The 18,135-nt window shown below is 65.2% G+C and carries 18 protein-coding genes; 9 read left to right on the top strand and 9 right to left on the bottom strand.

Going from position 1 to position 18,135, the window contains the following annotated elements; translation table 11 throughout:
• Window positions 1-63: 63 nt before the first annotated feature.
• Window positions 64-1,089, top strand: a complete 1,026-nt coding sequence (rsgA, locus tag NLY33_RS10795; RefSeq protein ID WP_023704162.1) for a ribosome small subunit-dependent GTPase A — start codon at window positions 64-66, stop codon at window positions 1,087-1,089.
• Window positions 1,090-1,149: 60 nt separating this feature from the next.
• On the opposite strand, the gene NLY33_RS10790 is transcribed toward rsgA, so the two are convergent.
• The 7 genes from NLY33_RS10790 to NLY33_RS10760 are packed head-to-tail and all read right to left on the bottom strand — an operon-like array spanning window position 1,150 to window position 7,464.
• The gene (locus NLY33_RS10790) at window positions 1,150-1,941 is read right to left on the bottom strand and encodes a sugar isomerase domain-containing protein (protein WP_023700933.1); all 792 of its coding nucleotides are present in this window, start codon (window positions 1,939-1,941) and stop codon (window positions 1,150-1,152) included.
• 37 nt (window positions 1,942-1,978) lie between these two features.
• On the bottom strand, window positions 1,979-2,749 hold the full coding sequence (locus tag NLY33_RS10785; protein ID WP_023704163.1) for a GntR family transcriptional regulator: 771 nt from the start codon (window positions 2,747-2,749) through the stop codon (window positions 1,979-1,981).
• A complete protein-coding gene (locus NLY33_RS10780) occupies window positions 2,746-3,621 on the bottom strand; it encodes an ROK family protein (protein ID WP_023704164.1) in 876 nt (291 codons plus the stop codon). Before NLY33_RS10780 ends, NLY33_RS10785 begins: the two co-directional genes overlap by 4 nt.
• On the bottom strand, window positions 3,618-4,358 hold the full coding sequence (locus NLY33_RS10775) for a PIG-L deacetylase family protein (RefSeq protein WP_031195993.1): 741 nt from the start codon (window positions 4,356-4,358) through the stop codon (window positions 3,618-3,620). Before NLY33_RS10775 ends, NLY33_RS10780 begins: the two co-directional genes overlap by 4 nt.
• Window positions 4,355-5,212 (bottom strand): carbohydrate ABC transporter permease, encoded by an 858-nt coding sequence (locus NLY33_RS10770; RefSeq protein WP_023704165.1) that lies wholly within the window; start codon window positions 5,210-5,212, stop codon window positions 4,355-4,357. Before NLY33_RS10770 ends, NLY33_RS10775 begins: the two co-directional genes overlap by 4 nt.
• A complete protein-coding gene (locus tag NLY33_RS10765) occupies window positions 5,209-6,141 on the bottom strand; it encodes a carbohydrate ABC transporter permease (RefSeq protein ID WP_027049764.1) in 933 nt (310 codons plus the stop codon). Before NLY33_RS10765 ends, NLY33_RS10770 begins: the two co-directional genes overlap by 4 nt.
• Window positions 6,142-6,189: 48 nt before the next feature.
• Complete coding sequence (locus NLY33_RS10760) at window positions 6,190-7,464, bottom strand: extracellular solute-binding protein (protein ID WP_023704167.1); 1,275 nt, start codon at window positions 7,462-7,464, stop codon at window positions 6,190-6,192.
• Between the two features lie 316 nt (window positions 7,465-7,780).
• On the opposite strand from NLY33_RS10760, the gene NLY33_RS10755 reads away from it, so the two are divergent.
• The 3 genes from NLY33_RS10755 to NLY33_RS10745 are packed head-to-tail and all read left to right on the top strand — an operon-like array spanning window position 7,781 to window position 10,823.
• A complete protein-coding gene (locus tag NLY33_RS10755) occupies window positions 7,781-9,073 on the top strand; it encodes an ABC transporter substrate-binding protein (RefSeq protein WP_023704168.1) in 1,293 nt (430 codons plus the stop codon).
• Window positions 9,073-9,963 carry a carbohydrate ABC transporter permease gene (locus NLY33_RS10750; protein ID WP_023683123.1) on the top strand — a complete coding sequence of 297 codons (891 nt, stop codon included), beginning with the start codon at window positions 9,073-9,075 and terminating at the stop codon, window positions 9,961-9,963. The genes NLY33_RS10755 and NLY33_RS10750 overlap by 1 nt, the downstream gene beginning before the upstream one ends.
• On the top strand, window positions 9,960-10,823 hold the full coding sequence (locus NLY33_RS10745) for a carbohydrate ABC transporter permease (RefSeq protein ID WP_023683122.1): 864 nt from the start codon (window positions 9,960-9,962) through the stop codon (window positions 10,821-10,823). Before NLY33_RS10750 ends, NLY33_RS10745 begins: the two co-directional genes overlap by 4 nt.
• 13 nt (window positions 10,824-10,836) lie before the next feature.
• On the opposite strand, the gene NLY33_RS10740 is transcribed toward NLY33_RS10745, so the two are convergent.
• Window positions 10,837-11,088 (bottom strand): hypothetical protein, encoded by a 252-nt coding sequence (locus tag NLY33_RS10740; protein ID WP_023683121.1) that lies wholly within the window; start codon window positions 11,086-11,088, stop codon window positions 10,837-10,839.
• A gap of 227 nt (window positions 11,089-11,315) precedes the next feature.
• Window positions 11,316-12,500 (bottom strand): Gfo/Idh/MocA family protein, encoded by a 1,185-nt coding sequence (locus NLY33_RS10735; protein WP_023704169.1) that lies wholly within the window; start codon window positions 12,498-12,500, stop codon window positions 11,316-11,318.
• Window positions 12,501-12,586: 86 nt separating this feature from the next.
• Between NLY33_RS10735 and NLY33_RS10730 the strand changes: the two genes are divergently transcribed.
• The 5 genes from NLY33_RS10730 (at window position 12,587) to NLY33_RS10710 (ending at window position 17,917) form a co-directional block, all read left to right on the top strand.
• Window positions 12,587-13,474, top strand: a complete 888-nt coding sequence (locus NLY33_RS10730; protein ID WP_023704170.1) for a MurR/RpiR family transcriptional regulator — start codon at window positions 12,587-12,589, stop codon at window positions 13,472-13,474.
• Window positions 13,475-13,553: 79 nt separating this feature from the next.
• A complete protein-coding gene (locus NLY33_RS10725) occupies window positions 13,554-14,336 on the top strand; it encodes an SDR family oxidoreductase (protein ID WP_023704171.1) in 783 nt (260 codons plus the stop codon).
• Entirely contained in the window at window positions 14,333-15,868 is a 1,536-nt protein-coding gene (locus NLY33_RS10720; RefSeq protein WP_023704172.1) for a mannitol dehydrogenase family protein, read from the top strand. The genes NLY33_RS10725 and NLY33_RS10720 overlap by 4 nt, the downstream gene beginning before the upstream one ends.
• A 21-nt stretch (window positions 15,869-15,889) precedes the next feature.
• Entirely contained in the window at window positions 15,890-16,804 is a 915-nt protein-coding gene (locus NLY33_RS10715) for a sugar phosphate isomerase/epimerase family protein (RefSeq protein WP_023704173.1), read from the top strand.
• Window positions 16,805-16,882: 78 nt separating this feature from the next.
• The gene (locus tag NLY33_RS10710) at window positions 16,883-17,917 is read left to right on the top strand and encodes an ABC transporter substrate-binding protein (RefSeq protein WP_023704174.1); all 1,035 of its coding nucleotides are present in this window, start codon (window positions 16,883-16,885) and stop codon (window positions 17,915-17,917) included.
• The last annotated feature ends 218 nt before the right edge of the window (window positions 17,918-18,135 follow it).

Raw genomic sequence — 18,135 nt, 5'->3', positions numbered from 1 at the left:
CGCCCCGAGGGTCCGCGCCCATTTTGCCAAAGGATACTCTCCGATGTCTGTGACGCCGTCGCCGTGGTCAAAACCGTGACGGCTTCCCTCGCAAGCCTGGGCTGGACGGATTTCTTCGGCGACCAGCTTGAAGCCGATGAGGCAGACCTCGTGCCGACGCGCATCGCCTCGGTGCACCGCGACCGCCTGGCCGGCCTGTCCCGGGCAGGGCCAGTGGATCTGACGCTGCCGGCCAATGCCAACACCGGCGACTACGCCGTCGGCGACTGGGTGCTGGTCGAGCCGCATACGCATCTGCTGCGCCGCCGCCTGACCCGCAAGACGGTGCTGGAGCGCCGCACACAGGGAGGCAGGATCCCGCAGCTGGCCGCGGCCAATGTCGACACGCTGTTCATCGTGACGTCCTGCAATGCCGATTTCAACATCGCCCGGCTCGAGCGCTATCTGGCGCTGGCCAACCAGGCCGGAACGACGCCGGTGATCCTGCTGACCAAGGCCGACACCGCTGACGATGTCGAGAGATACCAAAGCCAGGCTGCCGCCCTTCAGCGTGGTTTGCCAGTAGTGACGCTGAACCCGCGCGTCGCCGATGCCGCAGCGGCGCTTGCTCCCTGGTGTGGCGCAGGGCAGACGGTGGCGCTGGTCGGCTCCTCCGGCGTCGGCAAATCGACGCTGGTCAACACGCTGGCCGGATCGGCGCAGCAATCGCCGCAACAGACCGCGGGCATCCGGGAACACGATGCCAAGGGTCGCCACACCACCACAGCCAGATCGCTGCACGCCATTGCCGGCGGCGGCTGGGTAATCGACACGCCGGGCATGCGCACACTGCATGTCAGCGACGTCGCCTCCGGCATCGACACGCTGTTTGCCGAAATCACCGAGCTCGCACCGCTGTGCAAATTCCGCGACTGCACCCATGTCCACGAACCGGGCTGCGCGGTGCAGGCTGCGTTGAAGGCGGGTACGCTCGACCCCGAGCGCCTTGCCCGCTGGCGCAAGCTGTCGGAGGAAAACCAGGGCAACACGCCGGTTCAGAGCGGGCCGCGCGGCAACAAATCGCCCGCGGGCCGCCCGAAGCGGCGTTGAGCGGATAGGAATTGAGGAACGAGACTTCGGAGGCCCGGCATGTGCCGGGCCTCCCTTTTTTCACTCTCCGCGCATCGTTGCCTGGAAGGTCGGCAGGTGCTTCTGCTGCGCCTCCAGCATGCGCTCGCGGTAGACGCCGTAGATGACGTCGGTGTCGTGCAGCGTCACGCCGGCAATGGTCGGCGAGGCGAAGACCGGCAGTTCGATGCCGCGCTTGGCGAGCTGCTCGGCCGTGCGCGCGATCAGCTCATGCGCCAGGATCATGGCAAGCACCGTCGACGAGCCCGACACCGGCCGGCTCCAGCCCTCGACCGGCACGATGGCGTCCTCGATCGGCGAGCAGGTGTCGATGACGAGGTCGGCGGCATCGGCCAGCCGCTTGCCGGACGAATGCGTCGCCGGTTTGTCCAGATTGTTCTTGCTGGTGACCGCGACGACGAAGATGCCGCGCTTCCTGGCGTATAGCGCGGTGTCGATGCCCGACGAGTTGCGGCCGCTATGGCCGAAGATGATGATCGAATCGCCCTTGTTGAGCGGCTGATGGTCGAGGAATTTTTCGGCGTATTTTTCCGTACGCTCCAGCCACAAAAGCTCGCGCACGCCGCCGGCGCCGAGCACATTGTGCCACATCACGCGCGGGTCGGTCAGGGGGTTGAAGCCGACATAGCTGCCATAGCGCGGAAACACTTCCTGCACCGGCAGCACCGAATGGCCGGAGCCATAGAGATGCACCAGCCCGCCGCCCTCGAGGGAGTCGGCAAAGCGGCTGGCGGCCTGGCCAAAGGCCTCTTCATTGGCTTTCGCAGCCTGGTCGATGAGGGCGGCGAGACGGTGGATGTAGAGATCGGACACGTGGATACTCCTGTTTGCTGTGTCGGTCTGGAATGGATCAGCTTCTCGGGTTCAGTGGCACGCGTCCGGCGCGCAGCGTCGAGCGGATTTCGTAGCGGTCGCCGCGCATGATCGAGACGGTGAATTCGAACGGGCCGCGCTCGTCGGTGGTGATGCGTTCGACGACGAAGGCCGGGCTGCCGACGGCGAGGTCGAGCAGTTCGGCGTCCGCCGCGCCGACCGCGCCGACCCGGTAGTTCTCCCGCGCGGCCACCGGCACGATCCCGTAATGGCGCTCCAGCGCCTCGTAGAGCGAGCCCTGCAGCAGGCCGGCATCGAGGAAGCCCGGCACGCGCACCTCCGACAGCTGCGCCGTCTGGATGCCGATCGGCTCGTTGTTGCCGAGCCGCAGCCTGCGAATGCGCACCACCGGATCGCCCTCTTCGATCTCCAGCGCGCCGGCAGCCGCCGCGTTGGCGGTGGTCAGGCTGCAGTCGAGCAGACGCGAGCCCGCGACCACGCCCATATTGCCCATCTCCTGGGTGAAGCTGGTCAGCTCGCGCGTGCCGGCGACCAGCGTGGTCGAGCGCACGAACGTGCCGCGGCCATGTTCGCGCCTGAGCAGCCCGGCCTCCTCGAGATTGCGCAGCGCGTGGCGCAGCGTGATACGGCTGACGCCGAACAGGGCGCACAGCCTGTCCTCCGCCGGGATCTGGTCGCCCGTTGCCCATTCGCCGCTCTTGACGATGGCGCGGATCGCCTCTTCGACCTGATACCAGAGCGGCTCCGGCCGTCTGCGGTCCGGCTGCTGAAAGCTTGCTTCGCTCATCGCACCTGCCTCCACCCTTGCCCAACGGCGCCGGCCAGCGCCGCGCCGACGAGGCCGGCGCGGGGACCGAATTTTCCGGGCTTGACGTCGATGCCGCGCAGATGCGGCGGCAGTTGGCGTCGCAGCGCTGCAAGCAGCGGCGGCCGGATCACATCCAGCGCCTCCGCCAAACCACCCGAAATCAGAACCGCTTGCGGATCGAGCAGCGCGACAGCGCCTGCAAGCGCGGTGCCGAGCTGTCGCGCCGGCAGTTCAAGCAAGGTGAGTGCGGCCAGTTCGCCGGCCTGGGCAGCGGCGATCAGCTGGCGGCCGTCGGCAAGGCCGATCTGTCCGGCAAGGGCATCAAGCGCCCGGCCCGACGCGACGCGCTCCAGCCAGCCGCTGCGCTCCTCGCCATGATCTTTGACGTCGGCGCAGGCCCAGCCGAACGAGCAGGCGCCGCCATGCGCGCCGGCAACGATGCGGCCATTGGCCAGCACCGCCGAACCGATGCCGGTGCCGATGGCGAGCAGGATCGCATCCGACATGTTTTTCGCACTGCCTTCGACAGCCTCCGCCAGCAGCGCAATCTGCGCGTCATTGCCGAGCGCTACGCGCAGTTTGGGAAACAGCGGCTGGATATCGGCGCCGTCGAGGAACGGCAAGTTGGGGATCCAGCGGCAGATTGAGCCCTCGACCAGACCCGGCACCGCGATACCAAGCGCTGAGACCGACCCGGCCTCAGCGCACAGCGCGTCGATTCGCGCAATGAAGGCACCAAGGGTTGCCGGCGCCGGCTCGCTGCCCAGCGCCTCCAACGCACCGACATCGCCCGTAGATACGGCGGCGCGCAGATTGGTGCCGCCGAGATCGATGGCGAGTACCCGCCTCATCGACCGGACCCTTTGCCGAAGGGGAGCGAGAACAGGCCGCTGCCGGCATTCCACGAATGCGACGCCGCCGCGAAGGCCTGTGCATGGCGCGTGCCGCGCAGGCAGCCGCGCAGCCGGTAGAGCGAACTGTAATAGTCGACATAGGGGAAGCTGCTCAGGCCGCGCGCCAGCTCATACTCCATGACCGCGTCGCGCCAGGCCTCGAACCCGTCGCTGACATCGACGAGATGCTCGGGCCGGAAGCCGTCATCGTCCTCCCAGTTCTCGCCGAACAGCAGCAGTTGCGGCGTGTGCGCCGGATGGTCGCTGGCAACGGTCGGCAGTCCGGCGAAGAAGATACCGGTCTTCGTCAAATGCGCGGCGGCGCGATGGTCCTTGTGCCAACTGCCATGCCAATGGGTGATGACGATCTCGGGTTTCAGCTCGCGAATGATGTCGCCCACTTCGAGCGCCGTCTGATCGTCTGTGGGCAGGAAGCCGTCGCGCAGGCCAAAGCCACGCATGGTGACGCCGAGCCGCTCCGCCGCGCTGCCCGCTTCCTCTTCCTTCTGCACGCAATAATGCGCGGGAACCAGGTACGGATGGCCCTGCTCACCCATGGTCAGATGCAGGAAGGTCACCGTGGCGCCGCGCTTGACGGCAGCGGCCGCCAGCGGCCCGGCCATCACCTCGGCATCGAAGGCGTGCGCGCCGACCACCAGGATCGATTTCGCCGCATAAATCCTGTCTTCGATCATTTCATGCCCCCTCCGGTACCGACGCCTTCGCGAATCTGGCGCGCCAGCAGACAATACATGATCAGGATGGGCGCCATGGATATCGCCAGCGAGGCGAACACCAGACCCCAGTCGGTGCGGAACTGGCCGACGAAGACGCTGATCGCCAGCGGCACCGTCTTGTAGCGGTCGTCGAAGATGAAGATCAGCGGGAAGAAGAAATCGTTCCACACCGCGATCGCGGTGAAGATTGCCACGATCGACACCGCCGGCTTGACCATCGGCAGGATGATCTGGAACAGGATGCGGACCTCGCCGGCGCCGTCCATGCGCGCCGCCTCGTCCAACTCGGAGGGCAAGACGCGCATGAAATTGGCGAAGATGAAGACGGCGAAGGGAATGCGGATCGCCGAATAGACCAGGATCAGCCCGGTCAGCGAATCCAGCAGGCCGAGATTGCGCATCAGCGTGAACAGTTCGACCGAGGCCAACCGGATGGGCAGCATGATGCCGGACAGGAACAGGCCGAGCATGATGGCATTCCAGCCAAGCTTGTAGCGGCTGAGCGGATAGGCGGCCATCGCCGAGACGACGATGGTGAGGATGACGGCGCCGCCCGTGACGATCAGGCTGTTGATGAAATTCTGGCCGAGATCGGCGCGCGTCCAGGCGTTGATGAAATTGTCGAGGGCAAAGCTTTGCGGCAGGCCGAGCCTGTTGTCGTAGATCTCGGCCGTGGTCTTGAAACAGGAGACGATGAGGATGTAGAGCGGCAACAGCACGGCCGCCGTCCAAACGACCAGCACCGTCCAGCCGGGCAGCCGCGCCAGCTGCCGAGAGATGGCCGGTCTTTGCGAAATCGCCAGCGCGCTCATAGCTGCACCGTGCGGCGGTCGAAGAAGCGCAGCATCATGAGCGTGCCGATGCTGAGGATCAAAAACAGCACGGTGCCGAGCGCCAAAGCCAGACCGATATCGGTGATGCCGACAGCACCTTCCGCGCCGAAGGCCAGCCGGTAGAAGTACGTCACCAGCGTGTCGGTCGAATAGCTCGGATTGCCCTGCACGCCCTGCATGACATAGACGATGTCGAACTGGTTGAAGGTGTTGATGAACGACAGCGTCGTCAGCGTGCCCAGCGCCGGCATCAGCAGCGGCAGCGCGATCGAGAACAGCATGCGCGCATTGCCGGCGCCGTCAAGTTTTGCCGCCTCGAAAATCTGGCCGGAAATCTGCCGCAGACCTGCCGTGTAGATCAGCACCGGCAGGCCCATCCAGTTCCAGGCATCGACGGCGATCAGCATGGCGAGCGCGGTGTGGCTGTTGCCGAGCACAGTCAGGCTGCCCTGGTGCAGGCCGAGCCCGTTCAGCGCCCATTCGACGACGCCGCCCGGTGCCAAAAGCAACCGCCACAGCGCGCCGACGATGACCGGGCTCAGCACCGCCGGAAAGAAGAACACCGACTGGAAGAACGCAGCACCCCTGTCGCGCAGGAACAGCAGCCAGGCGAACAAAAGCCCGATTCCGTTCTGGAACAGCATGATGCCGAAGAACCAGGCGGTGTTGTGCCACAGCGCGCCGTAGAGCCGCGCGCCGCTGGGGAAAACGAACAGCCTTGAGAAATTCGACAGGCCGGCGAACTCGACCATGCGCAGCCCCTTCCAGACGAAGAAGCTGCCCCAGAGCGACATCCCCAGGGGATAGAGGACGAACAGCGCATAGACCGCCAGCGCCGGCAGGGTGAACAGCACGGCCATGCGCTGCTGCGTGCGGCGAAGGCTGCTGGTGCGGCGAAGGGTGCTCATGCGCTTTTCTGGTCCGTGAGAGGCCGGCCGCTTTGCGACCGGCCGCGCCTACTGCTTCGGCTTGAACCAGGTGGCGACTGCGGCCTGCATGTCGGCCGCCAGCTTCTCCGGCGCGATGTTGCCTTCGACCATGTCGATGATCTCCGACTGCAGCACCGAAGACGCCGTCGGCGACTGCCAGCGGAAGCCGACCAGCGTCAGATAGGGCGTCGAATTCTTCGCCATCTCCATCATCGAGGCCAGCACTGGATCCTTCACCGTCACATCCGTGCGGGCCGGCGGCCAGCCGAGCTCGTCGGCGAACATCTGCGCGAACTCTGCCGAAGCGATGAAGCCCAGCACCTTGGTCGCGGCCTCCTTGTTTTGGCTCTCGGAGACCAGGCCATAGGAGCCGTCGGAGAAGGCCGAGGTGTAGAGTTTTGCACCGGCATCGTCGGCGGGGAACGGGAAGATCGAGAATTTCAGCTTCGGGTTCTGCGCCTTGAAGCTGCCGTTCTCGAACGAACCGCCGAGGAACATCGCCGCCTTGCCGCCGATGAACTGCTGCGTGGCGGTGGTGTAGTCGATGCCGGCGAAGCCGTCGGGGAAATACGGCTTCAGCTCGGCGAAGCGCTTCAGCGCCGCCACATAGCGCTGATCCTCGAAGGTCGCCTTGCCGCTCATCATCTCGTCGTAGAAGCCGGGACCATAGACGGTCGGGCCGACGACGCCGACGGCGATCTCCAGTTCCCAGGCCGAGCCGTTGGCGCCACCGGTGGCGATCGGGGTGATGCCGGCCGCCTTCAGCTTCTCGCAGACGGCGGTGAAATCCTTGTAGGTCTTGGGGATCTCGATGCCCTGGGCGGCGAAGATATCCTGGTTGTAGAAGACGCCCATCATCGGCACCGAGTAGGGCACGCCGTAGAGCTTGCCGTCAGCGCGGCCACGCGCGCCGCCAAGCGCTGCGTCCTCCATGTTCTTCAGCTCCGGCACGCTGTCGTCCAGCGCGTCGAGATAGCCCGCCTCGACGAAGGGCTGCAATTCGCCATAGGCCTTGAGCTGGGCGATGTCGGGCCCGCGCCCGCCGCGCAGCGCCGTACTCAGCCGGTTCTGGTAGTCGGCATCGGGCGTGAACTGGATGGCGACCTTGATGCCGGGGCTCTTCGCCTCGAAGGCATCGAAGATGCGGCGCATCGCGGCCTCGTCCTCGGTGCGCCAGCTCCACAGCGTCACCGTGCTGTCGGCGGCTCGCGCCGGCAATGAGGCGAAGACGCCGGCGCAGGCGGCGGCAAGGCCGCCGATCAGCCCAAGTGCTGCGCGCCGGTGAAGTGAAAGCATGCTCATTGCCAGTCTCCCATTGTTCTCTGTCCTTGGCGTCCCGCGGCGTTCCCGTGCCGTGAGAGGTCATTGGTTCGGCAAAAGTCATTATAACGACATAGCGGTATTCGCAAGGGGTCTGCTACGCCTCAGGAATGGCGGTGTTGGCCCGCTCACGACATTGCAGTACCTGCATCCATTTGTTATCTAACGATAAATATCCACATTCCAGCGCCGCAAAGAAATCTGTGACCGTACCATGTGAGACTTTTTCGCCAGCAAGCCCTTGCGTCGCCGCGCTGACTTGTCATAACCTCATGTGAACCGATAGGGAGGATGAGGAATGTCGTTTGCTTGGACTTCGAAACTGGCACTGGCCGCGGGCCTCGCCATCCTGCCCGCCACCGGCTGGGCGCAATCGGTCAACATCTCCTACCTCACCCACTGGTCGCCGGAGACGGTCGCGCTGCTGGAAGCCGCAGCCAAGGATTTCGCCAAGACCAATCCGGATGTCAGTGTCACCGTGCGCGCCGTTCCCTTCGGCGATCTCCTGACCACGCTGCGCTCGCAAGGTGGTGGCGCGGACGGCCCGACCATCGGCGGCATCTACGATCTGTGGCTGCCGGAACTCGCCCGCGACAAGCTGGTCGCGCCCGCCCCCGATGCGGTGGCCGGCGAGGTCAAGGGCGCATGGCCGGCGGGCATCACCAGCGCCGCTTCGGCCGGCGGCACGCTCTACGGCATCCCCAACGAAATCGACGTCTACGCGCTGAACTACAACCAGGCGCTGTTCAAGCAGGCCGGCATCGCGGCGCCACCCAAGACCTGGGACGAGTTCAAGGACGCGGCCAAGAAGCTGACCAACAAGGATGCGGGACGGCAAGGGTTCGGCATGATCAATTCCTGGGCCGCCGGCGTCGTCCACCCCTTCGCCTCGCTGCTGGTCTCCAATGGCGGCGACCTGGTCAAGGACGGCAAGCCGGTGCTGGACAGCCCGCAGGCCGCCGAGACTTTCCAGCTCTATGAAGACCTGATCAAGTCGGGCGCCAGCGTGCCTTCGATGGCGACAGCCGACGCCAACACCACCGGCCCCTTCCTCGACAATTTCGTCTCCGGCAAGACCGGCATGATCATCATGGCCAATTGGTGGGAGAGCGCGCTGAAGGCCGGCATGGGCGACAAGTTCGCCGACATTGCAACGGCGCCGATTCCCGTCGGCCCGAGCGGCGACAAGCCGCATTCGATATCCTACTCCTGGATGACCGTGGTCAACGCCAATGCAGGTGCCGCCGAGCAGAAGGCGGCGTGGGACTTCCTCGCCTGGCTGAACAATCCAAAGTCCGGCAAGAACGGTGCTTCCGCGATGTCGGATATCCTGATGTCGATGGGCATCCTGCCCTCACGCCTCTCCGACATCGAGGCGCACAAAGACAAGCTCGGCTCGGAATTCCTCTCCGGCTATGTCAGCGTGCTCACCGATGCCAAGCCGTTCCCTGTCGTGCCCGGCGGCCAGGAATTCTCGGAATCGCTGCAGCAGACGCTCGAGGCGTTGCAGTATGGCCAGGTCTCGGCCAAGGATGCGCAGGCGACGGCGCAGGCCGACGCCATTTCGATCCTGGAGCGCGCCGCCAAATAATGATTCAGAGGTACCGTGCCTCGGCGGGCATCATGCTGGCGCCCGCCGTGACGCTGATCGGCATCTTCGTCCTGTTGCCGATGCTGCTCACCGTCTGGCTGTCGTTCCAGGACTGGTCGACGCAGACACCGTTTTCCAGCGCCGGCTTTATCGGCCTCGACAATTTCCGCGAGATTTTTGGGGTCTCCTCGGTCGGCCGCGACTTCAAGGGCGCGCTGGCTAACACCGCGATCTACACCGCGCTCTCCGTCATCCTCATCCTGCCGCTGTCGGTGGCCTTTGGGCTGATGGTCTACCAGCGCGATGTCGCCGGCGGCACGGCGCTGCGCACGGTGCTGTTTGCCACCTACATGGTGCCGATGATCGCCGTGGCGCTGGTCTGGTCGAAACTCTATTCGCCGAGCGAAGGCCCGCTCAATCAGATGCTCGGTCTAATCGGCGTGGGACCACAGCCCTTTCTGTCGTCACCGCGCTCGGCGCTGATCTCCATCGTCTTCCTCAATGTCTGGCAGCAGGTCGGCTATTTCACCGTGCTGGCGATCGCCGGGCTGACGCAGATCCAAGGCAGCCTCTACGAGGCGGCGAAGCTCGATGGCGCCAGCCGCTTCGAGCAGTTCCGCTTCATCACCCTGCCGCTGATGCGGCGCACGCTTCTGTTCAGCGCCGTCATCGCCATCATCAACGCCGTGCAGGTGTTCGAGCCGGTTGCCCTGATCACGCAGGGCGGGCCGGTCGGCTCGACCAATGTGCTCACCTACCACATCCGCCGCGTCGGCATCGAGCGTGCGCAGGGTGGACTGGGTTCGGCCATGGCGGTCATGCTGATGCTTTCGCTGATTGTCGTCGTCTGCGCGCTGTTTGCCTTCGCCAACCGGAAGAACGACGAATGAGCGCGGGATCGTCGAGCCGGCTGTCGCGCCGGCGCCCGTCCGGCCGCAAGGCGCTGCTGGCGACGCTGATGCTGCTGGTCGCCGTCGCCTCGGCCTTCCCGCTGGTATGGATGGTGCTGTCGAGCCTCAAGACGCCGGCCGAGAGCATGCAGGTGCCGCCGGTGTGGATCCCCCTTACGCCGAGCTTCGACGCCTATGAGAAGGTGTCGGGCGTGGTCAATGTTGGCCGCTCGATGTGGAATTCTCTGGTCATCGCCTCGATCACCACCGCCGGCATTCTGCTGACCAGCATGATGGCCGGCTACGCCTTCGCCAAATACCACTTCCCCGCCAAGTCGCTGCTGTTTTCTGTGCTGATCGCCACCATGTTCCTGCCGCCGATCGTGACGCTGATCCCGCTCTATCGCCTGGTCGGCTCGATCGGCCTCAACGCCAGCCTCGCCGGCATCATCGTGCCCAATCTCGCCAATGCTTTCGGCATCTTCCTGATGCGCCAGTTCATCTCCGGCGTGCCCGACGAGCTCATCGACGCCGCGCGCATGGACGGCGCCTCGGAGTTCTTGATCCTCTACAAGATCGTCGCGCCGAGCGTCGCCCCCGCAATCGCGGCTCTGGCCCTCTTCGCCTTCGTCTATCACTGGAACAGCTATCTGTGGCCGCTGACCGTGCTGCAGGGCAATGCCGACGCCTATCCGATCGTCATCAGCCTGAGCCGGTTGCTGAGCTACAACAGGGGCGCGGTCAACACCGGCCTGGTGATGGCCGGCGCGACGCTGGCCGTGCTGCCGCCGCTCATCCTGTTCGCCGTCCTGCAGCGCTTCTTCGTCGATTCCATCGTCGGCTCGGCGATCAAGGGATAGCTGCACCAAGCCTTCAAGCGCTCGGCCTGGTTCCGCCACAGATCAGATAGTAGCACTCGTCATAGCGCATGTAGTCAGCCGCGCCCTTGTCCGGCCATTCGCCCGTGTCGAAACGGATTTTGAGTAGGCTTCTGCACTGCGCCACCTTCGCTGCATTGCTGTCCGGGAACAGGGTGACGAGCAGGCCTTGCGGAGCGCCGAAGGAAACCGCCGAGAGAACGAGGCAGCCGAGGCTGGCAGCAAGGAAGAGAGACAAGTTGCGCATTGTTACCGAATACGGCTGGGCCGATGCTCTGACAATGAACAACCCATATCATGATTAACACATGCATAGCAGCGTTTTGCCCAGTAAAGCGACCGAAGAGTACTTGGCGCCCCGCCGCTGCCAGGTCTGCTGCGGCGGCGGTAGCGCCTTCGGCAGGTCAATCCCTTAGGGCAGCGCCAGTCCCCCAGGTGATTGCTTCTACCGCTGAACCACGGCAGCTCCCGTCCTCACCCAAACCTTGCCGCCGTCCAAGCCCCACCCGCTGCATTCGACTCCACCGCCGCCGCAACAAACTTCACCCCGCGCGCGCCCTCCACCACATCGGGCACCTGCGCTGCGCGCGCCGCATCCACCACCCCACCAGAGCGATGGGCGCGAATGATATCGGCGGCGTCGCGGTAGAAATTGGCGAAGGCCTCGATATAGCCTTCCGGATGCGCCGCCGGCATGCGCGACACGCGTTGGCTTTCCGTCGTCGAGCCATGGCCGCCGCGCACCAGCGTGCGGGTCTCCTCGCCGTAGATGGAGAAGCGCAATTCCTCCGGCCGGCCACCCGACCATTCGAGCCCGGCTTTGTCGCCATAGATGCGCACCGAGAGATCATTGTAGTGGCCGGGCGAGGTCTGGCTGGCGAGGATCGTGCCGCGCGCCCCGCCGGTCCAGCGCACCAGCACATGCGCATTGTCGTCGAGCCGGCGTCCCGGCACGGCAGTGAACAGATCCGCCGACACCGCCTCGGCCTCACAGCCGGAGATATAGCTTGCCAGGTTGAAGGCATGCACGCCGATGTCGGCCAGCACCGCCGACTGCCCGGCGCGCGCCGGATCGGTGCGCCACTCCGCCTGCTTCTGGCCCTCGGCGTCGATCGGCTTGGTCAGCCAGTCCTGGATGTAGGCGCCATGCACGGACACCATGCGGCCAAGCGCGCCCGCCGCCACCATCTCGCGCGCCTGGCGGACCATGGCGTAGCCGGTGTTGTTGAGCGTGACGACGAAGCGACGCTTTTTCTCCCGCGCCAGCGCCACCAGTGCCTCTGCATCGGCCAGCGTCGTCGACAGCGGCTTGTCGCAGATCACGTCGATGCCGGCCTCGAGAAAGGCCGTGGCGATCGGCGCGTGCAGATGGTTGGGCGTGACGATGACCACCGCCTCGATGCCGTCCGGCCGCGCTGCTTCGGTTCGCGCCATCTCGCGATAGTCGGCATAGCTGCGATCCGGCGCGATGCCGATCTCGGCGGCCGATGCGGCGGCGTTTTCCGGGTCCGACGACAGCGCGCCGGCGACCAGCACGATCTGGTCGTCGAGGCGCATGGCGAGCCGATGCACCGCGCCGATGAAAGCGTTGCGGCCGCCGCCGACCATGCCGACCCGCAGCCGCTTGCCGGCCGACCCGTCCGATGTTGCGTAGACCATTTTCAAGCTCCTCCCGGCAGACCGCTTTCGAACATGATTTCCAATTTTCATATTGTAAAACGATCGTGTCGCGCTAGCCTGAAATCATGAGTGGGGCAAGCAAGGCATCCGGACGGTCCAGCACCGACGAGGCGGCGACGCGCAAGCGCGGGCGCTCGCTGGCCGCGCTTGGCTACATCCAGCCGCAGACCTATGAGGAGCTGCGCGCGGTGCTGTCGTCGGGCACGGTGCATTTCCCCAAGCGGCTGCGCCAGGTGGCAATCTTCCTGTGGCAGCATCCGAGCGACGTCGCGCTCGGCACCATCGCGCAGGTTGCGGCACAGGCCGGCGTGCAGCCCTCGACGCTGGTGCGCTTTGCCCAGATCTTCGGCTATTCTGGCTTTTCCGATTTCCAGGGCCTGTTCAAGGAGCACATCAAGGGCTCATGGCCGGAAGGGCGCGGCGAACCGCGCACCGAGACCGAGCCCAATCTGCATTTCCTGCACGGCATGGTCGGCGCGTCGCAGGCCTCGCTTGGCCGCATCGAGGCGGGCTTCGATGTCGCGAGTTTCGACAAGATGGTGGCGCTGCTGGCGGCCGCCGAGCTGATCTATGTCATCGGCTCCAAGCGCGCCTTTCCCGTCACCGCCTATCTCTCCCTGACACTGTCGCAGCAGGGCGTGCGCAATGTGCTGGTCGACAATGTCGGCTCCTCCGCACTCGACCAGATCGGCTGCATCAGCGGCCGGGATGCCGTGCTCGCTGTCTCGTTTAGCCCCTACAATTCGATCACGCCCGATCTCGTCGCGGTGGCGCATGAGCGCAAGGCGCGTATCGTCACCGTCACCGACAGCACCTTCAGCCCGCTGATCCCGCTCTCGGACAGCTGGCTGGAAGTGGTGGAATCCGACTTTGCCGGCTTCCGCTCACTGGCGGCCTCGCTCGCCGTTGGGATGGCGCTGGTCCATGGCGTGGCGGCGCGGCGCGGCGAATGAGGCATCACTGGTCCAATTGACTATCGGGAATTGTCGTTCCATATTTCTCAAAATAGAAACTTTATTCCCGGGAGGAGGAATGGAGATCCGGCTTGACGGCAAGGTGGCTCTGGTCACCGGGTCGACGCAAGGCATTGGCCGCGCCATTGCCGAGACGCTGGCGCGTTCCGGTGCCGCCGGGCTGTTGGTCACCGGGCGCGAGAGGGCGCGTGGCGAGGCCGTGGCGGCCGAGCTTTCGCAATTGGGCACGCCGACCATCTTCGTCACCGCCGACCTTGCCGATGCTGACGCCCCCACCCTTCTGGCGCAGGCCTGCATCGAGCGCTTCGGCCGCATCGATGCGCTGGTCAACGCCGCCGGCCTGACCGATCGCGCCTCTTTCCTCGACGCCAGCCTCGACGATTGGGCGGCGCTGTTTGCCGTCAACACGCGCGCGCCGTTCTTCCTGATGCAGGCGGCGATTGCCGACATGAAGCAGCGCGGACAGGGCGGCGCCATTCTCAACATCCTGTCGATCAACGCCCATTGCGGTTCGCCGGAACTCGCCGTCTATTCCGCCACCAAGGGCGCGCTGGCGACGCTGACCAGGAACGCCGCCAACGCCCACCGTTTCGATCGCATCCGCGTCAACGGCATCAATGTCGGCTGGACCGACACGCCGGCCGAACGCATCATGCAGGCGGAGACATTGGGCAACGGCCCCGGCTGGCTCGACAAGGCCAATGCCGCGCAGCCTTTCGGCCGGCTGCTGACGCCGGACGACATCGCCAGCCTCGCCGTCTTCCTGCTGTCCGACGCGGCCGGCCCGATGACCGGCGCGGTCATCGACCAGGAGCAGGCGGTGATCGGGGCGAACCGGTGAGCGCTTCCACCGAAACGCTTGGGCCGGCGCTGCTCGATCGCTTGCCGGCATCGGTGCAGACACCGTCCTACGATCGCACCGTGCTTGCCGCAGGGATGGCGCATCTCGGCGTCGGCGCCTTCCACCGCTGCCACCAGGCCGAATACACCGACGATCTCATCTCGCTGCGCTTCGACCGCTGGGGCATCGTCGGCATCAACATCCGTCCGCCCAGCCTTGCCGACACGCTGGGACGGCAGGGCGGGCTGTACACAAGGCTGATCCGCGAGAACAGCCATATCGAGGCACGTGTGATCGGCAGCATCGTCCGGGTGGTCGACAGCCAGGAGAGTGCCGCACCGGCGCTGGGTGTGCTGATCTCACCCGATATCGAGCTGGTGACGATGACGGTGACCGAAAAAGGCTATTGCCACGTCCCGTCCAGCGGCGAACTCGACCTTGGCCATCCCGATATCGTCCACGACCTCGCCAACCCCGAGACGCCTCGCAGCGTCCCCGGCCTGCTGGTGCGGGCGCTGGAGCAGCGCAGGGCCACGCATGGGCGGCCGCTGACGCTGCTGTCCTGCGACAACATTCCGGCCAATGGCGTCATCCTCGGCAACGTCGTGCGCAGCTTTGCCGAACCGCGCGGCAATGGGCTGGCCGATTGGATCGCGGCCAACGTCGCATTCCCCTCGGCCATGGTCGACCGCATTGCGCCGGCGGTGACGCAGGATGACCTCGATAGTGTCGAACAATGGTTCGGCTACCACGATGCCGCCGTCGCTGTCGGTGAGCCGTTCCGGCAGTGGGTGATCGAGGAAAAATTCGCCGGCCGCATGCCGCGCTGGGATCTGGTCGGCGCCACCTTCGTCGACGACGTCACGCCGTTCGAGCATCTCAAGATGCGGGTGCTGAACGGCGCCCAGACGACACTGGCTACGCTCGGCGTGCTGGCCGGGCTCGAGCACACATCGGATGCCATAGCCAACCCGCTGCTGTCGGACTTCATCAGGCGCATGCTGGTCGAGGAGACTGTGCCGACGCTGATGCCGGTATCCGGCGTCCTGCCGCTCGCCTATGTCGAGCAGAGCCTTGCCCGGCTGAAGAACACCGCGATCCGCCACCGCAACCACCAGGTCGCGACCGACGGTTCGCAGAAGATCGTCCAGCGCCTGCTCAACCCGATCCGCGACCGGCTGAGCCAGGGCCAAAGCATCGGGCTGCTGTCGGTGCCGGTCGCCGGCTGGATGGCCTATCTGATCCAGGCCTCGGGACGTTTCGGCAGACGCTGGCCGGTGTCGGACCCCTATGCCGGCAAGGTCGCCGCAATCGCCGACGCGACCGGTCACGATGCCAGCGCGCTGGTGTCCGCCATCCTTGCCATCGACGGGATATTCGGCCCCGGCCTTGCCGCCGACGATACGTTCCGCGCGGCCGTGATATCGGCGCTGGGCGACCTGCTGTCGGACGATCCGATGGCGGCTGTCCGGCACAGTCTCGAACAAGATGAGGTCGCGAGGTTGAAGCGATCCAAACAATCGGCATTATAGTCGTCGGTCTAGGGAGGCAGAATGAAACTTGGAGTGCTTACAGCACCGTTTGCGGAGACGCCGCTTGGCGAGGTCGCCGACTGGGCGCACTCGGCCGGCTTCGAGGCGCTGGAAATCGCCTGCTGGCCGAAGACATCCGGCGCGACGCGACGCTATGCCGGCACCAGCCATATCGATGCCGCTTCCACCTCGCCCGCGCAGGCCAAGGAGATCGTCGCTTCGCTGACGGAGAAGAAGCTGACGGTCTCCGGCCTCGGCTACTATCCCAACCCGTTGCATCCGGACCCCGCCCATCGCGAGGCCGTCATCGGCCATCTGAAGAAGGTCATCGTGCTGGCCGCCAATATGGGCGTGCCGGTGGTCAACACCTTCTGCGGTGGCGATGCCTCGAAGACCGTCGACGTCAACTGGCAGGACGCGCTGAAAGTCTGGCCCGAGACCGTCGCCTATGCGCGCGATCACGGGGTAAAACTCACCTTCGAGAACTGCCCGATGATCTTCAGTTATGACGAATGGCCGGGCGGGCACAACATCGCCTATTCGCCCTACATCTGGCGGCGCATCCTCGAGGCCTGGGGCGGCGAGGTCGGCATGAATTTCGACCCCTCGCATCTGGTCTGGCAGATGATCGACCAGGGCCGCTTCATCCGGGAGTTCGGCCCCTACATGCTGCATGTCCACGCCAAGGATTTGATGATCGATCATGATGGTTTGTATGAGCGCGGGATTCTTTCCGCCGGGATAGGCTGGCAGGTGCCGCGCATGCCGGGATTGGGCGATGTCGACTGGAGAGGCTTCTTCTCCGGCCTCTACCGCGCCGGCTATGACGGCTCGGTCATCATCGAACATGAGGACAGGCGGTTTGAAGGCAACGACGATGCGGTGAAGCGGGGCTTCCTGCTCGCCCGCGACGTGCTGCGCCCCTTCGTCAAATGACGAGGTGAATGACTTGGTCCGATCCTGCCGAAGGGTCTGGCCCTGAGACGAAAAACAACAATGTGGAGGAGTACTGACATGAAGAAAATACTGACCATGGTCCCGTTGCTTGCGGGCGCTGCCTTGCTGGCATCGATGGGCGTGTCGTCGGCCGAAGCCAAATATACGATCGGCATTTCCAACACCGTGCAGGGCAATGGCTGGCGCGAGGAAATGGTCTGCGCCATGAAGGCGCAGGCGCTGGCTTCGGGCGAAGTGACGAAGCTCAACATCGCCCACCGCAACACCGATGCCGCCGGCCAGCTCGAAGACATTCGCAATCTGATCAGCGCCAAGGTCGACGCCATCGTCGTCAACCCCGCTGATCCCGCCGGCATCAAGGCGGGCCTGGAAGAAGCCACCAAGGCCGGCATCGTCGTCGTTGCCGTCGACCAAGCGGTGACCGAACCGTCGGCCTACATCATCTCCAACAACCAGGAACAGTATGCCTATCTCGGCGCCAAATGGCTGTTCCAGCAGATGGGCGGCAAGGGCGAAGTGTTCTACATGCGCGGCGCCGCCGGCGCCTCGGCCGATAGCGATCGCGACAAAGGCTTCAAGAAGGCGCTGGCCGAAAACCCCGGCGTGAAGGTGGCGCAGGAAGTCTTCACCGGCTGGCAGCAGGATCAGGCCAAGCAGCAGATGCTGTCGTTCCTGGCCACCGGCACGCCGTTCAACGGCGTGTGGACGTCGGGCATCGACAACGTCATCGTCGACGCGCTGGTCGAATCGCAGGCGCCGCTGGTGCCGGTGGTCGGCGCCGACAATGCCGGCTTCGTCGGCCAGCTGAGCTCGGTGAAAGGTCTCGTCGGTGCAGCCGTCACCAACCCCGGCTCGATCGGCGGCGCGGGCGTGACGCTGGCGCTGCAGATCCTCGACGGCAAGAAGCCGGCGCAGCAGACAGTGCTGGTCGACCCGCAGCTGTGGGACAACGCCACCGACGAAGGCAAGGCCAAGCTGAAGGCAGCCGCCGACCCGTCGCTGAGCCCGGAATGGCCGGTCTCGATCTCGATCCCGGAGTGGACGACCTACACGAAGGAGCAGATCGTGGCCTGCAAGGGGCCGGGGGAGTAAGCCTGGTTTGAATGAACTGGCGAGGACGGCGAACGGCCGTCCTCGCCACACAGACTAGCGCTCTACGGCGCCCCCCTCTGTCCTGCCGGACATCTCCCCCACGGGTGGGGAGATTGGCTGTCATCTCGGCTTTCGCTAATTTTCTACGTCGCAAGACGAGGGACGGCGCCGGAACTGCCAATCTCCCCCCAAGTGGGGGAGATGTCCGGCAGGACAGA

It is taken from the genome of Mesorhizobium sp. C432A (genome assembly GCF_030323145.1).
Classification (GTDB): Bacteria; Pseudomonadota; Alphaproteobacteria; order Rhizobiales; family Rhizobiaceae; genus Mesorhizobium.
The sequence above is the reverse complement of the archived record's forward strand: the minus strand, read 5'-3'. Positions and strand labels throughout refer to the sequence as shown.